The sequence below is a fragment of the Bacillus sp. A01H genome (assembly GCF_045277205.1).
Lineage (GTDB): Bacteria > Bacillota > Bacilli > Bacillales > Bacillaceae_G > Bacillus_A > Bacillus_A paranthracis.
Genome location: NZ_CP117702.1, coordinates 1182573 through 1201483, shown reverse-complemented (window position 1 = coordinate 1201483; position 18911 = coordinate 1182573). Strand labels below are relative to the sequence as shown.

Here is an 18911-nt window from a genome sequence, read left to right as displayed (position 1 = left end):
AAAAACCTAGCAGACATAGTCTACTAGGCTAATAACATCGTATCCTTCATCGTTGAACCTTTCACCAAGAGCTCCAGTTCAAACTCATACAATTCTTTTTTTCGATAATTTTTCGTATGGATTTTATCCATCATCAGGTCGACAACTTTTCGGGCCATCTCATCGATTGGCTGTTCAATTGTCGTAATACCTGGCTCTGTAATCTGTGATAAAATTTGATTATCAAAACCGATAACAGCGAGATCATCTGGAATGCTCCAGTCATGGCGTTTCGCCTCTGAAATAATTCCAGCTGCTACCTCATCGCCTCCTGCCAAAATCGCGGTAGGATTTTTTTTGTCCTTTAATACTTCATGGAATATTCGTTTTCCATCTTCCCAAGAGAAAGCGTTTTCAAGAAAATCAATCGCTTCTACTTGGCGGCTCTTCTCCGTTATTGCACGTAAAAAGCCCATTTTTCGCTGTTGGCTAACCACTTTGGTTTCGTTACCACGGCAAAAAATAAGATTACGATATCCTTGTTCTAACACATGCTTAGCAGCTATGTATGCTCCTTGCGCATGATCAAACTTCACTGTTGGAATATTTGCTTCCTCAATATATTCATTACATAACACGATTGGACCGTGTTGTAAGTATGGCTCTACATCTTCCCACGGATTTTCTAGTGAACATAGAATAATCCCATCTACTTGTTTCGTAGATAATAATTGTAAATACTCCATCTCTTTTTCCGGTAAATATCTTGTTTGACAAATAATCAGTTTATATTTATGTTCAGAAGCAGCAATCTCGATTGCTTCAATAAATCTACTGAAGAAAGGATTTGTAATCCTTGGAACTAGCACCGCAATTGTTTCCGTTTTTTGTTTACGAAGCCTTCTCGCCGCAGAATTAGGAACGAAGCCTAAATGCTTCATTGCTAATTGAACCCTTTTTTTCTTCTCATCTGAAACATATGGATGATTATTAATCACCCTAGAAACCGTTGTCCTTGATAACCCCGCTAATTTCGCCACGTCCTCTATAGTCGACACGAAATTCTCCCCCTTTGCATGAAAACGTTTTCTTAAATTGATTATATAGTATATTATTGGAAACTGCAATACGGCTTCTTATGATTTTACTATATTAATATTATACATAGGGAAAAGTATGTTAATGGGAGGGGATTTTATATTACTTTTAGAAGTTTACAGGAGGCATATTTATTAAAGATAAAAGGAGATATTTCATGAATCGGACCGATCGTTTATTAGCTATATTAATTGAATTACAAAGAAGACAAACTGTTACAGCACAAAGCTTTTAGCGGAAAAATTTGAGACAAGTATAAGAACGATTTATCGAGATATGGATGCACTTAACGAATCGGGTGTTCCTATTTATTCAATGCCTGGTCACGGTTATTCATTAATGGATGGTTATTTCTTGCCCCCCATTCAGCTTACGCCTGAAGAGGCTGTTACTCTTTTACTAGGCGGTGATTATATCGAGAAAACTTTCACTTCTTCTTTTTCTGTACATGCACGATCAGCAAAAGAGAAACTTGAAATTGTTCTCCCTGCTGATCAACAAAAGAAAGCCCAGGAATTACGAGAAACTTTTCGTTTCCTTTCTCCTATATTTTCACATCAGCAATCTGAACAAGAAAAACTAGAAAATCAACTTCTTCTATTGCAAGAATCTATTCAAAAAGAACAAGCTATCTCTTTTTCTTATCGGAAACCGAGAGAAACTACAAAAATAAAGCGGACCGTTCATCCTTATGGCTTAGTCAATATTTCAGGAATTTGGTACATCGTTGCCCACTGTTTACTTCGAAAACAAATACGCAATTTTCGTTTAGATCGAATGGATACATTACAGCAAGAACAAGAATTCTTTACAAAGCCGAAAGATTTTTCTTTACAAAACTATAAACCTGAAAGCAATCGGACTGTTACGGTTCATTTATTGTTTCCATCTCATATTGCACATAAGATTATTGAGTCCCGCTACTTTTTTATAGATTCATACGAGCATAGAGATAACAGTTTTTACGTTTTTTTGAAATCAAGAAACATAGACGAAGTATTTCAATGGGTATTTAGCTGGGGGAGCCAAGTGCAAGTACTTGAGCCAAAAATTCTTTCTGAGAAAATCCGTGATGAAGCAAAAAAAATGTTAAAACTTTAATTTCACTACTGACATAATGTTGTCAGTAGCCATCCTTTATATTAGGTATTAGCAAATACATTTTTATAAAAAGGGGTTAACAATATGAAGAAATTTGAGGAATTAGCAACGTATTACATAGAGGAATTAGAAAGGTACTCTATAGAACAATTTAGGACGAAGCCGTCTAGCGAAGAATGGTCCCTCGGTCAAATGTATAGTCATTTAATTGCCTCTACATATATGCAGTTAGATGCAATTGCGAAATGTAAAACTGAAACACCATCAGCAACTAACAAGAAAACGGACATGGGTGAAAAAGTATATAAACTTGGTGCTTTCCCGGATATACAAATCAAAGTACCAAATCATCCTGGATATACACCTGAAAATCCCTCTAATAAAGAAGACATACAGAAACAGCTTCTAGAATTAATTACAATTGTTAAAGACATTGAGCCAACACTTTCTTCTATCCCAAGTGATTGTAAAGTCGAACATCCTGGGCTTGGTTACTTACATGCAGCAGAATGGTTTCAACTTATTTCTATGCATTTTGCACATCATCTTCGTCAGAAAGAGCGATTAGAGAACGCAATTTCATAATTTCTCATAAAGGGAAAATGGAATCCTCCCACCAATATAGTGGGAGGAAGAATAAAATGTTTTAAAGATGGCTCAGATATTTACCTGGCCATCTTTTTAATCATGACTATTAAAATGGAACTATACAAAGTAAACTACTACTTTGTAAGAACCCTCGTTGAAAAACTGAATTGAGACAATTATATACATTACTGAAAGTGAAAGTTCAAATAAAGTACTATTTTTATTTCTCAACAAAAAAACGTAGGGAATATAACAAATTACGAATATCACGTATTATAACAAATGGTACGACTAAAGAATAATTTTTATAAAGCCCGCCATAATCATTCCCTCCTTTTATTCCTTAGACAAATATTCACACAAACTGTATTATACATTTCCATATAATTTATCTACACTTAAAAACATAATAACCTTATTTTTCAAACCTATTACAAGCCAAACTTTCTCAACAATTAATTACTAAAATACGATTTACGGCTATAAAACTATCACTTATCATTAAGGATAATTTTACCATTTAGATAAAATACAGGTAAAATTCCCAGAAAAAATAAATTGCACAAAGGGGATGGATTATGAAAAAGCTACATGCATTAACATTAACAATGGGGTTACTAGCTTCTACTGTGATTGTACCTACTGCTTCTCTGGCAAAAAGTGATGATTTACCTTACTTAAATGAAATCAAAAAAATGCAGCCCGATGTAAGTACACAAGAGCTAATATCTAGTATTAATGAATTAGCAAACAACACTGGGAATACAAAAGAAGCTGTTTCTGAACAGATTTATAAAGTGCTAAAAGCAGATGAAGAACAAGGCAAAAAAGAAGCAAGTAAAAAAATGAATACTTTAGGAGCTAGTGGTGGTACAGTTTCAGTTGGGAACAGCAATATGGGGGATTTCTTCTATACTGGTTCATACACTGCATACTTAAATCATGGACATGTTGGTATGTATTATAGTTCAAATACAATTGTAGAATCTGTACCAGGTGATGGCGTTCGTACAATTAGTACTACATCCCGTAAAGTAGATAAAGGAGATGCGGTAGTAAAATCCGTAAATACATCTTGGCAAAACAAAAATGATGCGGCATGGTGGGCAAAAGATCGTGTAGGTAAAGATTCATATTCTTATAATTTTGCTACAAATAGAAGTACAACACATTATGGGGCTAAAAACTGTTCTAAACTAATTTGGTCTGCTTATCAACTTCATGGCGGACTAGATTTAGATAAAGATGGCGGTGCTGGTGTATATCCACGGGATGTTCGTGACGCAAAACAAACCTCAACAATTCGTAATATTTAATACTGAAGAAAAAGTGCAACAACTATATTTGTTGCACTTCTTCTTATAAAAGGAGCTCATAACAGTGAAAAAAATAATTGTTCTTATTCTAAGCATAATTTTAATTGTAGCACTCATCTACTTTTTCTTCTTTAAAAACAATAATGTAAATTCAATATCTGAAGAAGATATTGAGAAAAAAGATTTTTTGAAAGATAAACAAGCTGTTATATATCTCTCTTCGACTGCCGATCAAGATATGGATGGCAACGGGATTAGTTATGCGATATTCATCGATAAAAATGCAAAAGCACATGGATATAAAATGAATGGTTTAGAACTCGGAGGAATAGGTGTATCTGATAACAAAAAAGAAATCGTACTAGAAAGTAAAGATAATATTAAATTTATTGGAGATGATTTTAAAAATTTTAAAATGAAATACCAACATACAGGAGATCAAAGGATATATTTAAAAAAACAAGGCTTATTTGTTAACATTTACAATTCAGGTAGTAACTCATCTACTGGAAATTATGATTCGAATGTAATTTTTGGTAATCAAAAACAGATTCATAAAGGAAATATTCCTCATTATCTTATTAGCTCTGGCGTCAATACAGATGAAGTCTTAGTCTTAACTCAAGATATAGATAAAAATGAGCATAGTTTAAAAAAATTACTATTTAATGATTCAACTATGCACCTTGAAGATGTTACAACAATTAATCTTAATAAAAACATGTCGTATTCTAGTTACTCATCTATTTTAAGTGACTCAAATTTTTATTATACGATTTTAATTGAGAACGATAACTCCATTAAAGGCAAAGTATATTTATTACGCATTGATAAAAAATCATTAAAACAAGATTTAATTTTACTTTCTTCCGAGGAGAATTCCACAGCTTCCATACCATTTACAAAAAATAATTCCGCTTATCTACATAACAATGAATTATTTTTTATAAATGGACTAGGTGAGGTCATAACTTTTAATACCGAAACAAATGCAGTCAATCCTAAATTCAAAATTGATTACCATGTAACGGATGGCGTTAGATATAATGAACAAACATATTTTGAAAACGATCAATTATATGTATTACGTTATAATGAAAAGCAAGAACATAAATATTCTATAGAAACATACTCTCTAACAACCGGTAAAAAAATTAAAACTACTAAAATTAAAGATATGGATCAAATTATTACATCTGTTAAAGGTGGTAAATCCATTTACGCCTACGATTTTAAAATTTTACATCCGAATAAATAATAAAAAGCTCTGTTTTCCATAACAGAGCTTTTTATTTTAACTCCTCCCACTTCGTCCACATTTCTCTCCCATTTATACGGTACATATTATCCTCTCTGTCCATAAACCCCTGCACAATAAACTCGCGTCTAATCGTACAAAAATCGTCATGATATTGTTTGATGAATGCATTGATTTCTTTTTCCGTATACTGATTCTCCGCATTTAACTTGCTAATTAAATACTCTAACAATACTAGTTTTTTCTTCTTTTGACCTGGAATCGATTTTAGGCGGTCCTCTTTATCGAAAAAATTACGAATGGTTGTATCTCTGAATTTGATTTCATTTTCGGTCATGTTGTTATCCTCCATCGGTTTTTATGTAATAAAACTCTTTATTTTTCTTTACCGTTTTTCTTCATTCTTTTACTTACAACATCCATAAAGTAATACCCGCTAATAAGCACATAGTAAACTACAAGTATTCCTAGTGCATCTTTCATATTTATATATTTTTCTTTATGAAACAAGATAGGTGAAAGGGCGTAAACAAGAAAGATGATTAGCGGATTTAAGATAAAATAATAAGTAAGCTTTCCTTTCATCATATCAGCTCCTCTATTCTAGTTTTCTCTTTAAATTGTTGTAATTCCTTTTCTTTCGTTTCTATAGTTTTTAGACAGATTCATATCCGAACTACAAAAAAGATGCCCTGCATTACAATAAAAAAGCACCAAAAAGGTGCTTTTTTCTACGCTTCAACCGATTGATTTTCAGCAATATTTTTAAACTGTCGTTTGTGCATCCAAGTTAATGAAGCAATTGTTCCAAGTGATAACACCACGATAAAGATCATGAGTATTCCTATGTTTTGCCACATGAAGTTAAAGTCTCCGCTTGATACGACTGCTTTCAGCCCTGATACAGAGTATGTCATCGGTAGCCAAGCATTGAATGGTTGTAAAAACTTCGGAATCAATTCTAGTGGGAATGTTCCAGCACTTGTTGTAAGCTGAATAATTAATGTGATGATGGCGATGAAACGCCCTGCATCACCGAATGCTGTTACTAAACATTGAATTAATGCGATAAACGCTAAACTTGTAACAATGCTAAAGAGTATGAAATAAGGAATACTTTGTACTTCTACACCTAATCCAAACAGTAATATAACATCAGCTACTACTGCTTGAATAATACCGACTGATAGTAATACGCCGAACTTACTAATAAACCAGCTAAATCCTGATTTTGGAACGCCCACTGTATCACGTAATGGATATACGATTGATAATAGTAATGCCCCAACAAATAAACCGAGTGATAAGAAATACGGTGTAAATCCAGTTCCGTAGTTTGGAACTTCCGCCATTTTCTCCGTCTTCACTTTTACAGGACTTGCAAACATATCATACGTTTTATCCGTTCCTTTTACTTCACCAGTTTTCTCTGCCCCTTCGCCAAGTTTCTCAGCAAGTTCACCTGAACCGTCGTTTACTTTTACAAGGCCATCCGTTACTTTCCCGGAACCGTCTGCTAGTTTATTAACGCCGTCGATTAGCTGGGTTGAGCCGGTTGACATTTTATTTAGACCACCATTTAGCGTACCTATGCCAGTTGTTACTTGACCAGAGCCATCTGCTAGTTGATTTACACCACCTGCCATTTGGTTTGCTCCTACAGATAATGTACCTAAACCGCCTGTTACTTGGCTTGAGCCATCTGCTAGTTGATTTACACCACCTGCCATTTGGTTTGCTCCTGTAGATAATTCGCCTAAACCGCCTGTCACTTGACCAGAGCCATCTACTAATTGAGTTACACCACCTGTCATTTGGTTTGCTCCTACAGATAATTCCCCTAATCCTATTGTCACTTTTCCAGATCCACTTTGTAATTGAGTTGCGCCATCAATTAATTGAACTGATCCCTCTTTTAATTTATCAGCACCTCTTTTTGTATCTCCTAACCCTTCACCAAAATCCTGAAACGTACTAACAAATTTCGCTTGTTCATTCGTTAGTTTCTCAATACCCTCCGTTAAAGCTTTCACCCGTTTTGGATTTGGTAATTCGCTTTGTACTCCACTTGTCGTTTGTTGTATTTCACCTTTTAATTGTTTTACTTCTGCATTTAATTTATTTGTTCCACCTGCAACTCCAACAGCTTTTTGTTGCACTGTCGCTGTACTTTTTGCCGCACTTGTTATAAAGGGTTGCAACTGATCTTGATATTCTTTTGGTAAACTCTCGATTTGCTTTTGCAAATTTGCTACATCTTGCGCTGCAGTTTGTGCATCCTCTGCTGTTGATTGCGTGAATTCATTTAACTGATTTACTTTTTCTCCAGCCTCATTTATTTTCTCATTTACCTTATTTAATGTAGAAGGAGCTTTTGACTGCATTTCCTCTAAACCTGCAATAGAGTTTTGTACGTTACTATTTAACTCCTGCAATCCCTTTTGAATCCCTTGAGACCATTTCTCTAATTGGCTTTGTCCCTCAACAACTTTTCCCATACCATTTGATAGATCGGTTGTTCCTGCTTTTAATTCGCCAGATTTACTTACCAATTTGTTCAAACCACCAGTCACTTGCTCAGATCCATCACGTAATTCGTCAATTCCTTTTTTCATTTCATCCGTTTTTCCATTTAACGTATTCAAACCTGCTGTTACTTTCTGAGAGCCATCTTGTAATTTCTCTATACCTACCTGCATCTCACCCGTTTTGCTATTTAACGTATTCAAACCTACTGTTATTTTCTGAGAGCCATCCTGTAATTTCCCTATACCTACCTGCATCTCACCCGTTTTGCTATTTAACGTATTTAAACCTGCTGTCACTTTTCCGGATCCATCTTGTAACTTATTAGATCCATCTGCTAATTTCTGAACTCCATCCTTCATCTCCCCAGACTTCCCTTGAAGTGTATGAAGTCCATCCGTCACTTTACTTGAACCATCATGCAGCTCATTTGATCCGTCATGTAGTTTACTTGCACCTTCCGCCCCATCTGCTAGTCCTTTTGAGACGTCTTGAATGGAATCAAACATTTTCTCTGCATATGTTTTCGTTAACGTACTTGCTACTTCACCTTTAATTTTTTCAATGGCTGTTCCGCCAATTTGGGAAGATAAGAAGTTTAAGCTTTCGTTTGGAATGTATTCTAAGTTTAATGGCTTCGGATCGTCTTTTAATAACGTTGTAGCGTTACTTGAGAAGTCATCTGGAATGCGTACTAACATGTAATACTTTCTGCCTTCCATTCCTTTTTTCGCTTCTTTTTCACTTACAAATTCCCATTTAAAACTGGTATTATCTTTTAAATTATCAACAAGCCCTTTTCCGACCTCAATTGGTTTTCCGTCAAATACTGCACCTTTATCTAAATTGACTACCGCAACTGGTAAATCATCTAACTGTTTATATGGATCCCAAAAGGCCCATAAAAACATACCTGCATATAAAATTGGTACGAATAGAACCGCGATAATTGGAATTAATATTTTTTTACTTTTTATAATTTGTGTGAACTCTTTACGAAGTAACTGATTTCCTTTCATCATTTCTCCCCCTTTTCAAAATGACCATATTGTTCAATTGGTCACTTTTACCCAAACAAAAAGGCTATACTGATTCATACATATGCCTTATCCCCGAATTTATACTATGCAACTGTTCCTTACTATGAAGTGAATATTTCTATTATCCCTCCTAAATTAAATATATGACCACCTTGTTCAATCGGTCACTTTTTTATAATAATAAAAGGATTATCTTAGTTTGACAATCCTTTTAATAAATAAAATTCAAATAATTCTGCAATTTCCTCTTTTTCTAGCGGTTCATGATTTTTTTCCCAATCAAAAATAAGCGATACATATAAGCGAAGCATAATAAATGCTGTAATTTCTGGATCACATTTGCTAATTTCACCTTTATCAATCGCAATCTTTAAATAGGATTGAATGACAGAAACGATTTCCACATCTACTTGTTGCATCACTTCTTGTACTTCTTTCGTTCCCATATCGCGCTCTTCTTGAATTAACTTAATCATGAGCTGATGTTCTTTTCTGAATTCTAATATGCTATATAATGCTCTATGTACATTTTCAAAAAATGAAACATCTGAACGAATTGCATTTTCTGCAACTTGCTTCATTTCTGTAATTAAATTAGAAATAATCTCGCCAAATAGCTCTTCTTTATTTTTGAAAAAAGTATAAATCGTCCCTTTTCCTACATTCGCTAACTTCGCTACTTGATCCATCGTTGTTGCTTTATAACCGAATGCTGAAAAAGACTTTGTTGCAGCCTCAATAATAGAACGTTTTCGATCTATCGCCACATCGTCACCTCCAAAAATGACCAATTGGATAATATAGTCAATTAGTACATCTTTGATATTACCACACGCTTACATTCTATACAAGTTCTCTTTTTTATTATTTCCAGTATAAAAAATTCCAGTCAAATTGTATCATACTGTCCATAGTTTATCAGAAGAAAAGAGAAAAGGAAAAGGTGTTCTTGAGATATACAGCTAAACCTTACTTCCCAACAACAAATTTCTCTTTTTTTAAATAATCAAATAAAAAAACAAGAAAATCTTTACATTTAATAGTAATATAGAAAATAGACAAGTTTATCCGACTTTAACGGGCAGTAAGACCCTACCTCAAAATTCAGCGAAAGCAAAGAATTTAGGTGGGGATCGGGCTGTCCATAAAAGTCCGATTGGTGAAGACTAATAATCAGTGGGGGCTTTTTCAGTCATGATGCGTGCACTTCGTTTAAATATAAAGCAAGCTTTTTGTAATCGTGTTTCTTTAATTATTATGTTTAGTGGATTCGTTCTTATTTGTATTTATCATTATTATTATGTCATTCGTTATTTAGGGGACGCTGCAAGCGGACCTATATCAACAGATATAAAATGGATTGGATTTCGTGACAATGAAATGGATGTTTATTTATTATTAATGCCAATTATTGCGAGCCTTCCCTTTAGTACAAGTTACAACTCGGATAAATCTGATGGCTTTAAACAGTTTGTAAGTAAAGGAATTAATTTATTTTCTTATTCAATAACGAAATATATTGTTACATTCTTTTGCGGCGGACTTCTTTATACGCTTCCATTTATCTTATCTTTATTATTTTGCAAATTAACCATTCCAGACGGAGAAACGCCGGCTGGTTCAGGCATCATAAATGTTAATGGGATGTTTGCAAACTTATATGAGGCTTCTCCCATTATTTACATTACTGTATATATTGGAATTAACTTTTTATTTGCAGGTTTAATGGCTCTTTTAGGACTTGCTGCATCTGCATGGTCACAAAAAGATTATATGTCGCTTCTATTTCCATTTGCAGCTACCTCCATCCCTTACGTCCTGCTAAATACCGTCTTCCCTACAATAGGCGGAGCACCAATTCATTTATATGATCCAAAACAACCATTGGATGGAATGTCACCGTACATTTTAACGGTGCAATGTGCTTTCTTTCTTTTCGTTAGCTTACTTATGTATATACGAGGGGTAAAGCGGGATAGAAAAAAATATAGAAGAAGATTGCAAAGAAGAGATCGGTGTAGAAAATCATTTCAAGTATAATAAACCTCTAATTTCCTTACTATCTTGAAAATTAGAGGTTTATTTACTATCCTTTTATGGCGTGCCAGCCAATCCCCATAAAATAACGACCCCTACAAAATAAATCGCTTTAATACCTACAACTAAACATAATGAAATAATTGCATATTTACTTAATTCTCTCCTTGCGCCAATTAAAGTAAAAATAACTGCTAAACTAAACGTTATATAAGATGCTGCTGTATGTATTAAGTTATATGTAATATCTAAATTTTGCGTAAGTCCTATTACCTCCGCTACAAATTGAAGCATGACGATTGTACTAAAAAAAATTGCAAGCTGATTTATTAATTTTCCATTTAGTTGTGCTTGCATCATTGACCCTCCTTAAAAACTAAATATTCAACCAATTTTACCATAAAACTGCAGAAGACCAATCTATATCATTCTAAAAAATCGCTTATACACTATCCTTATCTATTTTTATCAAATAAAAGAACGCTTAGTTACCTAAGCGTTCCCCTACTTTAAGATGCCTTCTTCAAATCAATTTGAGCAAGTACTGGGTCGTGATCACTTACACGTCCGTGCTCTTTCATAATGTTTGTGTTTAAGTGTACTGGATCTACGATTGTGTGCGGTGCGATGTTGTTTGTTACTAAAATATGATCTAGCACTTGTGCATTTCCTTCATGAATATACGTGTAGCGATTTTCTTTCGGCACTGTATTTAACATATTTTTCAAGATTGTTCCTTCTAGTGCTTTTAGTGGTTTAGCAAACTCAAAATCGTTCATATCCCCTAACACAACAACTGGTGCATTCGTGTTCTTTTTCTGAATTCCTTGTACGAAATGATTGACTTCTTGTGCTAATTGAACTCGTTTTTCTTCACTTTTTAATACGAGCGGCTGTACTTTTCCAAATGGTGTTGCATCTCCTATTTTTGAGTTTAAGTGATTTGCAACAACAACTAAATTTTGTCCTTGGAACGTAAATTCTGCCGCAAGCGGTTTACGTGTACTTTCAAACAATGGATTTTCGTCTCCAATACGGACAACGTTTTTATCAAGCAACTTCGGTACTGTTGCTAATTTCACGCGTGATGGGTTATAGAAGAAACCGACGCGAATGTTAGCGCCTGGTGCTCCTCCGTCTAAATTATTATTCGGAGCAATTTCTACATACTCATACTTTGGCCCGCGAATTTCTAGCACTGCATCAATGATACGTTTTGCGCTTAACGAAGCATCTGTTGTACCGTCATTAACCGTTCCGTTATTATCTTGCATTTCCTCTACACCGATAATATCCGGCATTTTTAAATTGTATTTAATAGAATACGCTAACGCTTTTACTTTTTCATCTGTTGTTTCTTTTTTATTCGCCGAGAAGTTTTCAATATTATATGTAGCAACCGTTAACTTATCAAGACGCGGCTGAATATTTGCTCCTATTTGCTTAAATCCACCGTCTACTACAGATGGTAATTCCGTTATTGGCGCAATGCGGAACGCACCGTAATCATATCCGACTACTCCTGTTATATCTCCAGTGAAAGTATCTCCTACTTTTGCTACATAATTACGAGGTACTTTTACAGAAAGACGCTCTGGGTTTAATTGATTTTCATCTAATACAGGTGTGCCATATTTCGTTACGACTTTATTTCCGCCATTTTTCACTGTTACATATAAATTCCCGTTTTTCTGAGGTGCAATAATTTTTGGCGTTGGCATCGTAACGCGCATACCTTCTATACTTTCATAAAAATCGATTGCATCTTCATTTGGATCAAATAAACCAAATGCATCATTATCGATAATTTGATCAGGAATTTTCACACCGTTTTCTCCAAGTACAATCGGTGCTGGTAAAACTTGATCTTTTGCGATTACAGCAACGCGGCTCGCTTTAATTTCCGTCGTCGTTAAGTCTGTGTCAAACCTTTCTGCATATCCAGGTCCAACATATTCTTCTACTACTCCATCAACTTGAATAAGATCTCCTACTGCTACATTCGCATCCTTTTTGTACACATACATACCTTCTGAAGTAGCTGGATCATTATCTGGCTGATTATCTTCTATATAAAAACCATTTTTATCAAGCGCTGTTACAACGCCTTCCACATTGTATACTTTCTTCCCGTTGTAAGGAGAAATATGTGATTTTCCTTGAATATCATGAATACGAACTGGTTCATTGTTTACGATAACAAATGAAAATGTTGAAATTGCTGAAGAAGTAAGCCCTTCTTTCTCTGCAATTGCTTTAATCACACTATTTTCATTCACGATAATTTGTCCGTTATAACGAACACTTTTATTTGTAGGGTTAGAGCCATCTAACGTATAGTAGATTGTTGCTCCTTCTGTATTCGTTGTTAACGTTACTGCTGTTCCTTTCGCAACTTCTCCTCCATTCGGTGAAGCTACTACATCACTAACACGGTTTTGTTCTTCCCCTTGAAACTTATGAGCTGTTACTGATTTTAAACCTGGGCTACTAAAATATAATTCAAGCGTCCCTGTTAAACTAACTTTCTTCCCGATATTTTCAGGATGATCTTTCACGTTTACTGCCGCTCTCACATCGCCTTTTGGTAACTGAACAGGCATGATTTTGTCTGGATTCGTTTCATTTGGCGAATCAGCAATTGCTACGTTTGTATCATCAAACTTAGCCGGATCTTTCGTGTATTTCGAAGGACTTTGCGTATATCCGACGATGTACCCTTCCACTGTCCCCTTCGTTTTCCCTTGCTGCTTAAATACTTGAATTGCTTTTTCTACTGACATAGAAGTAGTTTCTTCTGCTTGTACTAAAGTTCCAGTAAATGAAAGCAATAGTATGAATGATAAAAAGATACTTAACAATTTCTTCACAGCCATTTTCCTCTCCCTATTTCATATTTTCTCAGCATGTCTATCATATCAAATGATTCGTTATATAGAATGATATTTCGACAAGTTTTACAACAAATTAATCTAATTTACTCGTTTTCAAACTATAATACAAAATAATAATTTTACACTTTCTACGAATGCACTCTATAATGTTAGAGAGAGAAAACAGAAAATATCGATATTTCATTGGCATGTAAAATGGATTCATTTGAATAGGAGTGATTGGATGGAAGTACAGACAGAAACATACCGCGCAGCTATGAATGGAACATTAGAACGTCATTTTTCAGATATGATTGCTGTTATACCGACTAGAATTACAATTGAGCAGTTAAAACAACGGCTAGAAACTATCGCTACTAAAGTTGATGAGTTAAAAGTTGTTTATAGTGATGAGACAAGCCTTATTGTTGAGTTACATATGGATGAAAATGTCATACCGTATGAACTGCATATTGATGAAACGGATGATCCAGAAGAATACAAACTATACAATAGACAAGATTCCACAATCGTAGACCGTACTTTTGAAGATGCGGCTTATGGTACTGAAATTTTCACCCGTACGCTATTTGTAGGCGATGTGCTGGACTGCTTTTTCCAGCAGTTACAGTTTTTATGGAACCTTGCGCCAGATTTGTTATTTGTAATTGATTCAAGTGCAGCAATGAAGGTAATATCTAGAAGCTATATTGAATATCACGTTGAAAATGAATTATTACCTGACATTCCTGACTTGTACGTTATTCATTCCGTTTATGAAGACGATAAAGAAGGCGAGCCTACGCAATATTGGTTTCATACACATGGCCTTTTAAGAGCGGGCGTAACAGAAATAGAATTAATTATTCCAAATCGCATTCCTTCCTACTATGGCATTGGTGACCTCTTTCAAACATTTGCGAATAATGCCGTTGAAAATGGACAAGTCCCTATGAATGAGCCTATCGTTATCGCACATAGTCAGCAAGGTTCTATACATACAGTAGCTGTGCCGTGGGAAAAAGGTTTATCTTATATTGGGCATAAAACGAGTATAGATCAATTATCTTCAATTGAGGATGAAGAAGTGAAGCTACAACCAATAGATGCACAAAACACATTCTTAGGCGGGATGGATGACCGAGATGAATACCATCAATCGCCATCTGTTCTCTTGTTCAAATTTGATACTTCAGAAGAATGTATCGAAAGCTTTTTCAAAGAACACGAGGAAGCTACAGGGCTCATGTTCTATAAAACAAATAGTGAAACGGCTCGTATGGCTTACAATGCAAAAAATACTTTCGGGTATTTCAGCAACATTTTTCAAATTGAACAATCAAATGAGGAGTTTCGTTTTCTCGCTAAGTTTGGCGTTTCCTATGAAGAGGGTAAAAGCGAGCATATGTGGTTTGAAATGCAACATATTACAGAAGACTTTATTCAAGGAATACTCATTAATGAACCATATTTTATAGAAGATATGAGTGAAGGAAATAGTTATCATTTAGATTTTGATGACTTAACAGAATGGGTTATTTATGCAGGAGATGCCGTTATAAAGCCAAATAACTTATATATGTTTATTGGTGAATAAGTAACAAAACGCCTTCAATATGATTGAAGGCGTTTCTCTTTATTGTGCGATTAATTCCGTATTCATTACTTTCTCCAAATGAGAGAGTACACGTTTTGCAGCCTTCTCACCTTGGTCAATACAGTCCGGCAGACCAGAACCAGCGTAAGAACTACCTGCCAAGTATATACCTGGCAACTCTTTCTCCATAAATGTTGTGAGTTTCTTCATTCGCTCGTTATGGCCTACTGTATATTGGGGCATTGCTTCTTTCCAACGGCTTACGACTGTAAACTCTGGATTCTCTGTAATATCCATCGTCTTTCGTAAGTCTTCTAGTACGAGCTGAACGAGTTCCTCTTCTGTTTGTTCTACAACTGCTTCATCACCAGGTCGTCCAACGTAACATCGAAGAAGCGTTTTTCCTTTTGGCGTTGTATGTGGCCACTTTTTATGCGTCCACGTACATGCTGTAATTGTGTAATCACTATTTCGAGAGACAACAAATCCTGTACCATCAATATCTCGCTGAATGGCTGATTTCGGGAAAGCCATTGCTACATTCGCAACTGATGTGGACGGAATGTTGCGAAAGAAACGAAACTGCTTGTACTGTGCAAACATAGATGGCAATACTTTATGTGAATTTGCCACTACGACCGCGTCCGCTTCTATTTCTTTTCCGTTACTAAGAGTAATCGTATAGCCATCACCCTGTTTTACAACTTTTTCAATGCGAGTTCCCTTTATTATCGTACCTTCATGCATCTTTGCTTCGAGAGATTCTACGATAGATTCTAAACCTGTTTTCACTGTTTGGAAGATTCCTTTTTTCGGTTCAGCTTTCTCTTCTTTCGGAGCGAGCGTACGCATACCGAGTGAAATACTGCGATGTTTCTGCTCAATTTGATACATTTGCGGGAATGTTGACATTAAGCTCATTTCATCAATATCCCCTGCATAAATACCAGATAGTAATGGTTCTATTAAATTTTCAACCACTTCATTTCCGAGGCGATGTCTGAAAAAGTGCCCGAGTGATTGGTCAGATACTGGTTTTGATCTTGGCATTAATAGATCAAAACCAGCTCTTAGTTTCCCAATTGGGGAGAACAGCCCGGAAAATAGAAACGGCGTAATTTGCGTTGGAATTCCCATCATTGATCCATTCGGCATTTTATGTAACCGATTGTTTACGAGGATAAATGATTGACCGGCCTCATTATTTACAAGTTCATCGCCAAGACCTAATTCTTTCACTAATCTAGCTGCACTTTCTTTTCGTGCTAAGAAAGAATCCGGTCCGCGCTCAATTGTAAATCCATCTTTTCGAACGGTTTGAATTTTTCCGCCAAGTTTACCCGATGCTTCTATCAGTAATGTATCAATCGGCAAGTTTTTTTCATGAATATTTTTTTGTAAGTTATACATTGCTGTTAATCCAGTGATGCCTCCGCCGATGATCACAACTTTTTTCCTCAAGCAGGCTCCCCCTTTCTTCTTACAGTACAGATTCTTTTTTCTTTACTACAACATCTGTTAAGCAGTCAATAAATGCGTCCGATGCGTTTGGCATTTCTGGACGATAATATTTCGCGCCAATTTCATCCGTTACCACTTTACACTCAAAGTCGTTGTCATATAAAACTTCTAAATGTTCCGCAACAAATCCAACTGGTGCATATACGAATGAAGTATAACCGTGCTTTTCATTTAGTTCTCTCGTTAAATCTTGTACGTCGGGACCAATCCAAGGATCTGGTGTGTTTCCTGCACTTTGCCAACCTACTGCATAGTTTGCTACTTCAGCGCCTCTTGCAATATAGTCCGCTGTTTCATTTAATTGATCTGGATATGGATCGCCCATTGCGATAATTTTTTCTGGTAAGCTATGAGCTGATACGATTAATACTGCTTTTTCACGTTCTGCGTCTGACATACCGTTATATATACCTTTCACTGCATCAACCCAGTACTGGATAAATTTCGGTTCTTTATACCAGCTATCGATGCCATGAATTGTTAAGTTTCCAAGTTTCTCAGCTTCTTCTTGTGCTCGTCCAACGTATGATTTTACGCTAAACGTAGAATAGTGCGGCGCAAGAACAAGTGCGATTGCATCTTGTATACCGTCGTTATGCATATCTTTCACCGCGTCTTCAATGAACGGTTCAATATGTTTTAAGCCAAGATACATATGGTACTCGACTTCATCTTGTACTTCATTTAAACGCTTCTCTAACTTCTTAGCTTGCTCTAATGTAATAGTAGCTAAAGGAGAAATACCACCAATTGCACGGTAACGCTCTGTTAAATCTTCTAGCATTTCAGGACTTGGCTTTCTTCCTCTGCGAATATGTGTATAGTAACGTTCAATATCTTCTTCTTTATATGGCGTTCCGTATGCCATTACAAGCAAACCAATTTTCTTTTTCATACAGCAATTCTCCTTTACTTCGCTAACTGCCCTTTAGAGTATTCATGAATAAATGTAGTTAAACGTTTTAATGTATCTGGATTTACTTCTGGGAATACACCGTGACCTAAGTTAAAGATATAACCCGGCTGTTTCATCCCTTGATCTAAAATACCTTTTACATGTTCTTCAATAACAGACCATGGCGCAAGTAAGAACGAAGGATCCATATTACCTTGTACCGCCTTGTGAACGCCGCGTGCACGTGCTTCTTCAATTGGTAAACGCCAGTCTAAACCGACTACATCAAGCGGTAAGTCGTGCCATTCATTTACTAAGTGTGCAGCTCCTACGCCGTGCATAATCATCGGTACACCCATCGTGCGAACTTCTGCAAAAATACGCTCCATTGCTGGTTTAATAAATACGCGGTAATCTGCTACGTTTACTGTTCCAACCCAAGAATCGAAAATTTGAACTGCTTTTGCCCCTGCGTTAATTTGCGCTTTTAAATATGTAATAACCATATCTGCTAGCTTATCCATTAAAGCGAACCAAGCTTTTGGCTCTGCATACATGAACGCTTTCGTATTATGGTAGTTACGAGATGGACCGCCTTCAATCATATAGCTCGCTAATGTAAATGGAGCTCCTGAAAAACCGATTAACGGTACGTCTAGCATTTCAGTCGTTAATAAACGAATTGTATCTAATATGTACGGTACGTCATCTTCTGGATTGATTTCCCCTAGTTTTTCTACGTCTTGTAAAGAACGGATTGGATTATCAATAACTGGGCCAATACCTGATTTAATTTCTACATCCACACCAATTGCAGGTAGTGGTGACATAATATCTTTATAAAGAATTGCTGCGTCTACGTTATACTGATCAACTGGCAGTTTTGTAACGTAAGCACATAACTCTGGATTATGTGTAATTTCAAATAAAGAATACTTTTCTTTTATCTTTCTATATTCCGGCTGCGAACGACCTGCTTGACGCATATACCATGCTGGTACATAATCAGTACGTTCCCCCCTACATGCTTTTAAAAATGTCTCATTTATAGTTCTTACCAAGACCCTAGCTCCCTTCCTTAC

15 protein-coding genes and 1 pseudogene are annotated in these 18911 nt (G+C 35.7%); 6 read left to right on the top strand and 10 right to left on the bottom strand.

Translation table 11 applies throughout. The annotated features are described in order from the left end of the window. Positions 1–23: 23 nt before the first annotated feature. Positions 24–1037, bottom strand: a complete 1014-nt coding sequence (locus PSR14_RS06365) for a LacI family DNA-binding transcriptional regulator (RefSeq protein WP_000103718.1) — start codon at positions 1035–1037, stop codon at positions 24–26. 197 nt (positions 1038–1234) lie between these two features. On the opposite strand from PSR14_RS06365, the pseudogene PSR14_RS06360 reads away from it, so the two are divergent. The 4 genes and pseudogenes from PSR14_RS06360 to PSR14_RS06345 all read left to right on the top strand — a co-directional run bounded on the left by PSR14_RS06360 (position 1235) and on the right by PSR14_RS06345 (position 5340). Next, positions 1235–2178, top strand: a pseudogene (locus tag PSR14_RS06360) (helix-turn-helix transcriptional regulator). An 84-nt stretch (positions 2179–2262) separates the two neighbouring features. Continuing rightward, positions 2263–2763, top strand: a complete 501-nt coding sequence (locus PSR14_RS06355; protein ID WP_000713022.1) for a DinB family protein — start codon at positions 2263–2265, stop codon at positions 2761–2763. Between the two features lie 581 nt (positions 2764–3344). Further along, positions 3345–4082, top strand: a complete 738-nt coding sequence (locus tag PSR14_RS06350; protein WP_098487474.1) for a hypothetical protein — start codon at positions 3345–3347, stop codon at positions 4080–4082. Positions 4083–4146: 64 nt separating this feature from the next. Continuing rightward, a complete protein-coding gene (locus PSR14_RS06345; RefSeq protein WP_000721064.1) occupies positions 4147–5340 on the top strand; it encodes a hypothetical protein in 1194 nt (397 codons plus the stop codon). A 31-nt stretch (positions 5341–5371) separates the two neighbouring features. On the opposite strand, the gene PSR14_RS06340 is transcribed toward PSR14_RS06345, so the two are convergent. From PSR14_RS06340 to PSR14_RS06325, 4 genes are all read right to left on the bottom strand, one after another. After that, positions 5372–5677 (bottom strand): DUF2087 domain-containing protein, encoded by a 306-nt coding sequence (locus PSR14_RS06340; RefSeq protein WP_000138195.1) that lies wholly within the window; start codon positions 5675–5677, stop codon positions 5372–5374. 38 nt (positions 5678–5715) lie between these two features. After that, entirely contained in the window at positions 5716–5928 is a 213-nt protein-coding gene (locus PSR14_RS06335) for a hypothetical protein (protein ID WP_002163726.1), read from the bottom strand. Positions 5929–6071: 143 nt separating this feature from the next. Continuing rightward, positions 6072–8885, bottom strand: coding sequence for a YhgE/Pip family protein (locus PSR14_RS06330; protein WP_098487473.1), 2814 nt, complete (start codon positions 8883–8885; stop codon positions 6072–6074). A gap of 215 nt (positions 8886–9100) precedes the next feature. Next, positions 9101–9673 (bottom strand): TetR/AcrR family transcriptional regulator, encoded by a 573-nt coding sequence (locus PSR14_RS06325; RefSeq protein WP_086707448.1) that lies wholly within the window; start codon positions 9671–9673, stop codon positions 9101–9103. Between the two features lie 427 nt (positions 9674–10100). Here PSR14_RS06325 and PSR14_RS06320 point away from each other — a divergent pair, with 427 nt between their 5' ends. Next, complete coding sequence (locus PSR14_RS06320) at positions 10101–10946, top strand: membrane protein (protein WP_000984154.1); 846 nt, start codon at positions 10101–10103, stop codon at positions 10944–10946. Positions 10947–11000: 54 nt separating this feature from the next. Here PSR14_RS06320 and PSR14_RS06315 read toward each other — a convergent pair whose 3' ends face one another. Together PSR14_RS06315 and PSR14_RS06310 are read right to left on the bottom strand one after the other, a co-directional pair. Further along, positions 11001–11300, bottom strand: a complete 300-nt coding sequence (locus PSR14_RS06315; protein ID WP_001148847.1) for a hypothetical protein — start codon at positions 11298–11300, stop codon at positions 11001–11003. Positions 11301–11452: 152 nt separating this feature from the next. After that, a complete protein-coding gene (locus tag PSR14_RS06310; protein ID WP_098487472.1) occupies positions 11453–13819 on the bottom strand; it encodes a DUF6359 domain-containing protein in 2367 nt (788 codons plus the stop codon). A 241-nt stretch (positions 13820–14060) separates the two neighbouring features. Here PSR14_RS06310 and PSR14_RS06305 point away from each other — a divergent pair, with 241 nt between their 5' ends. Beyond that, the gene (locus tag PSR14_RS06305; RefSeq protein ID WP_000453738.1) at positions 14061–15413 is read left to right on the top strand and encodes a DUF4026 domain-containing protein; all 1353 of its coding nucleotides are present in this window, start codon (positions 14061–14063) and stop codon (positions 15411–15413) included. 39 nt (positions 15414–15452) lie between these two features. Here the strand turns inward: PSR14_RS06305 and hemY are convergent, their stop codons facing one another. Genes hemY through hemE form a run of 3 tightly spaced genes read right to left on the bottom strand, consistent with a single transcriptional unit; the run spans position 15453 to position 18890 of the window. After that, positions 15453–16874: a protoporphyrinogen oxidase gene (gene hemY, locus PSR14_RS06300; protein WP_098487471.1), complete on the bottom strand. Its 1422-nt coding sequence runs from the start codon at positions 16872–16874 to the stop codon at positions 15453–15455. Between the two features lie 19 nt (positions 16875–16893). Next, positions 16894–17829, bottom strand: coding sequence for a ferrochelatase (gene hemH, locus PSR14_RS06295; RefSeq protein ID WP_000726777.1), 936 nt, complete (start codon positions 17827–17829; stop codon positions 16894–16896). A 14-nt stretch (positions 17830–17843) separates the two neighbouring features. Beyond that, positions 17844–18890, bottom strand: coding sequence for a uroporphyrinogen decarboxylase (hemE, locus tag PSR14_RS06290; protein ID WP_000252614.1), 1047 nt, complete (start codon positions 18888–18890; stop codon positions 17844–17846). Positions 18891–18911 lie beyond the last annotated feature (21 nt).

Bases quoted from the DNA above. Each gene is read 5' to 3' on its own strand.
- PSR14_RS06355 (WP_000713022.1), top strand. From the start codon at position 2,263: ATGAAGAAATTTGAGGAATTAGCAACGTATTACATAGAGGAATTAGAA.
- PSR14_RS06350 (WP_098487474.1), top strand. From the start codon at position 3,345: ATGAAAAAGCTACATGCATTAACATTAACAATGGGGTTACTAGCTTCT.
- PSR14_RS06340 (WP_000138195.1), bottom strand. From the start codon at position 5,677: ATGACCGAAAATGAAATCAAATTCAGAGATACAACCATTCGTAATTTT.
- PSR14_RS06335 (WP_002163726.1), bottom strand. From the start codon at position 5,928: ATGATGAAAGGAAAGCTTACTTATTATTTTATCTTAAATCCGCTAATC.
- PSR14_RS06330 (WP_098487473.1), bottom strand. From the start codon at position 8,885: ATGAAAGGAAATCAGTTACTTCGTAAAGAGTTCACACAAATTATAAAA.
- PSR14_RS06320 (WP_000984154.1), top strand. From the start codon at position 10,101: ATGATGCGTGCACTTCGTTTAAATATAAAGCAAGCTTTTTGTAATCGT.
- PSR14_RS06315 (WP_001148847.1), bottom strand. From the start codon at position 11,300: ATGCAAGCACAACTAAATGGAAAATTAATAAATCAGCTTGCAATTTTT.
- PSR14_RS06310 (WP_098487472.1), bottom strand. From the start codon at position 13,819: ATGGCTGTGAAGAAATTGTTAAGTATCTTTTTATCATTCATACTATTG.
- PSR14_RS06305 (WP_000453738.1), top strand. From the start codon at position 14,061: ATGGAAGTACAGACAGAAACATACCGCGCAGCTATGAATGGAACATTA.
- hemH (WP_000726777.1), bottom strand. From the start codon at position 17,829: ATGAAAAAGAAAATTGGTTTGCTTGTAATGGCATACGGAACGCCATAT.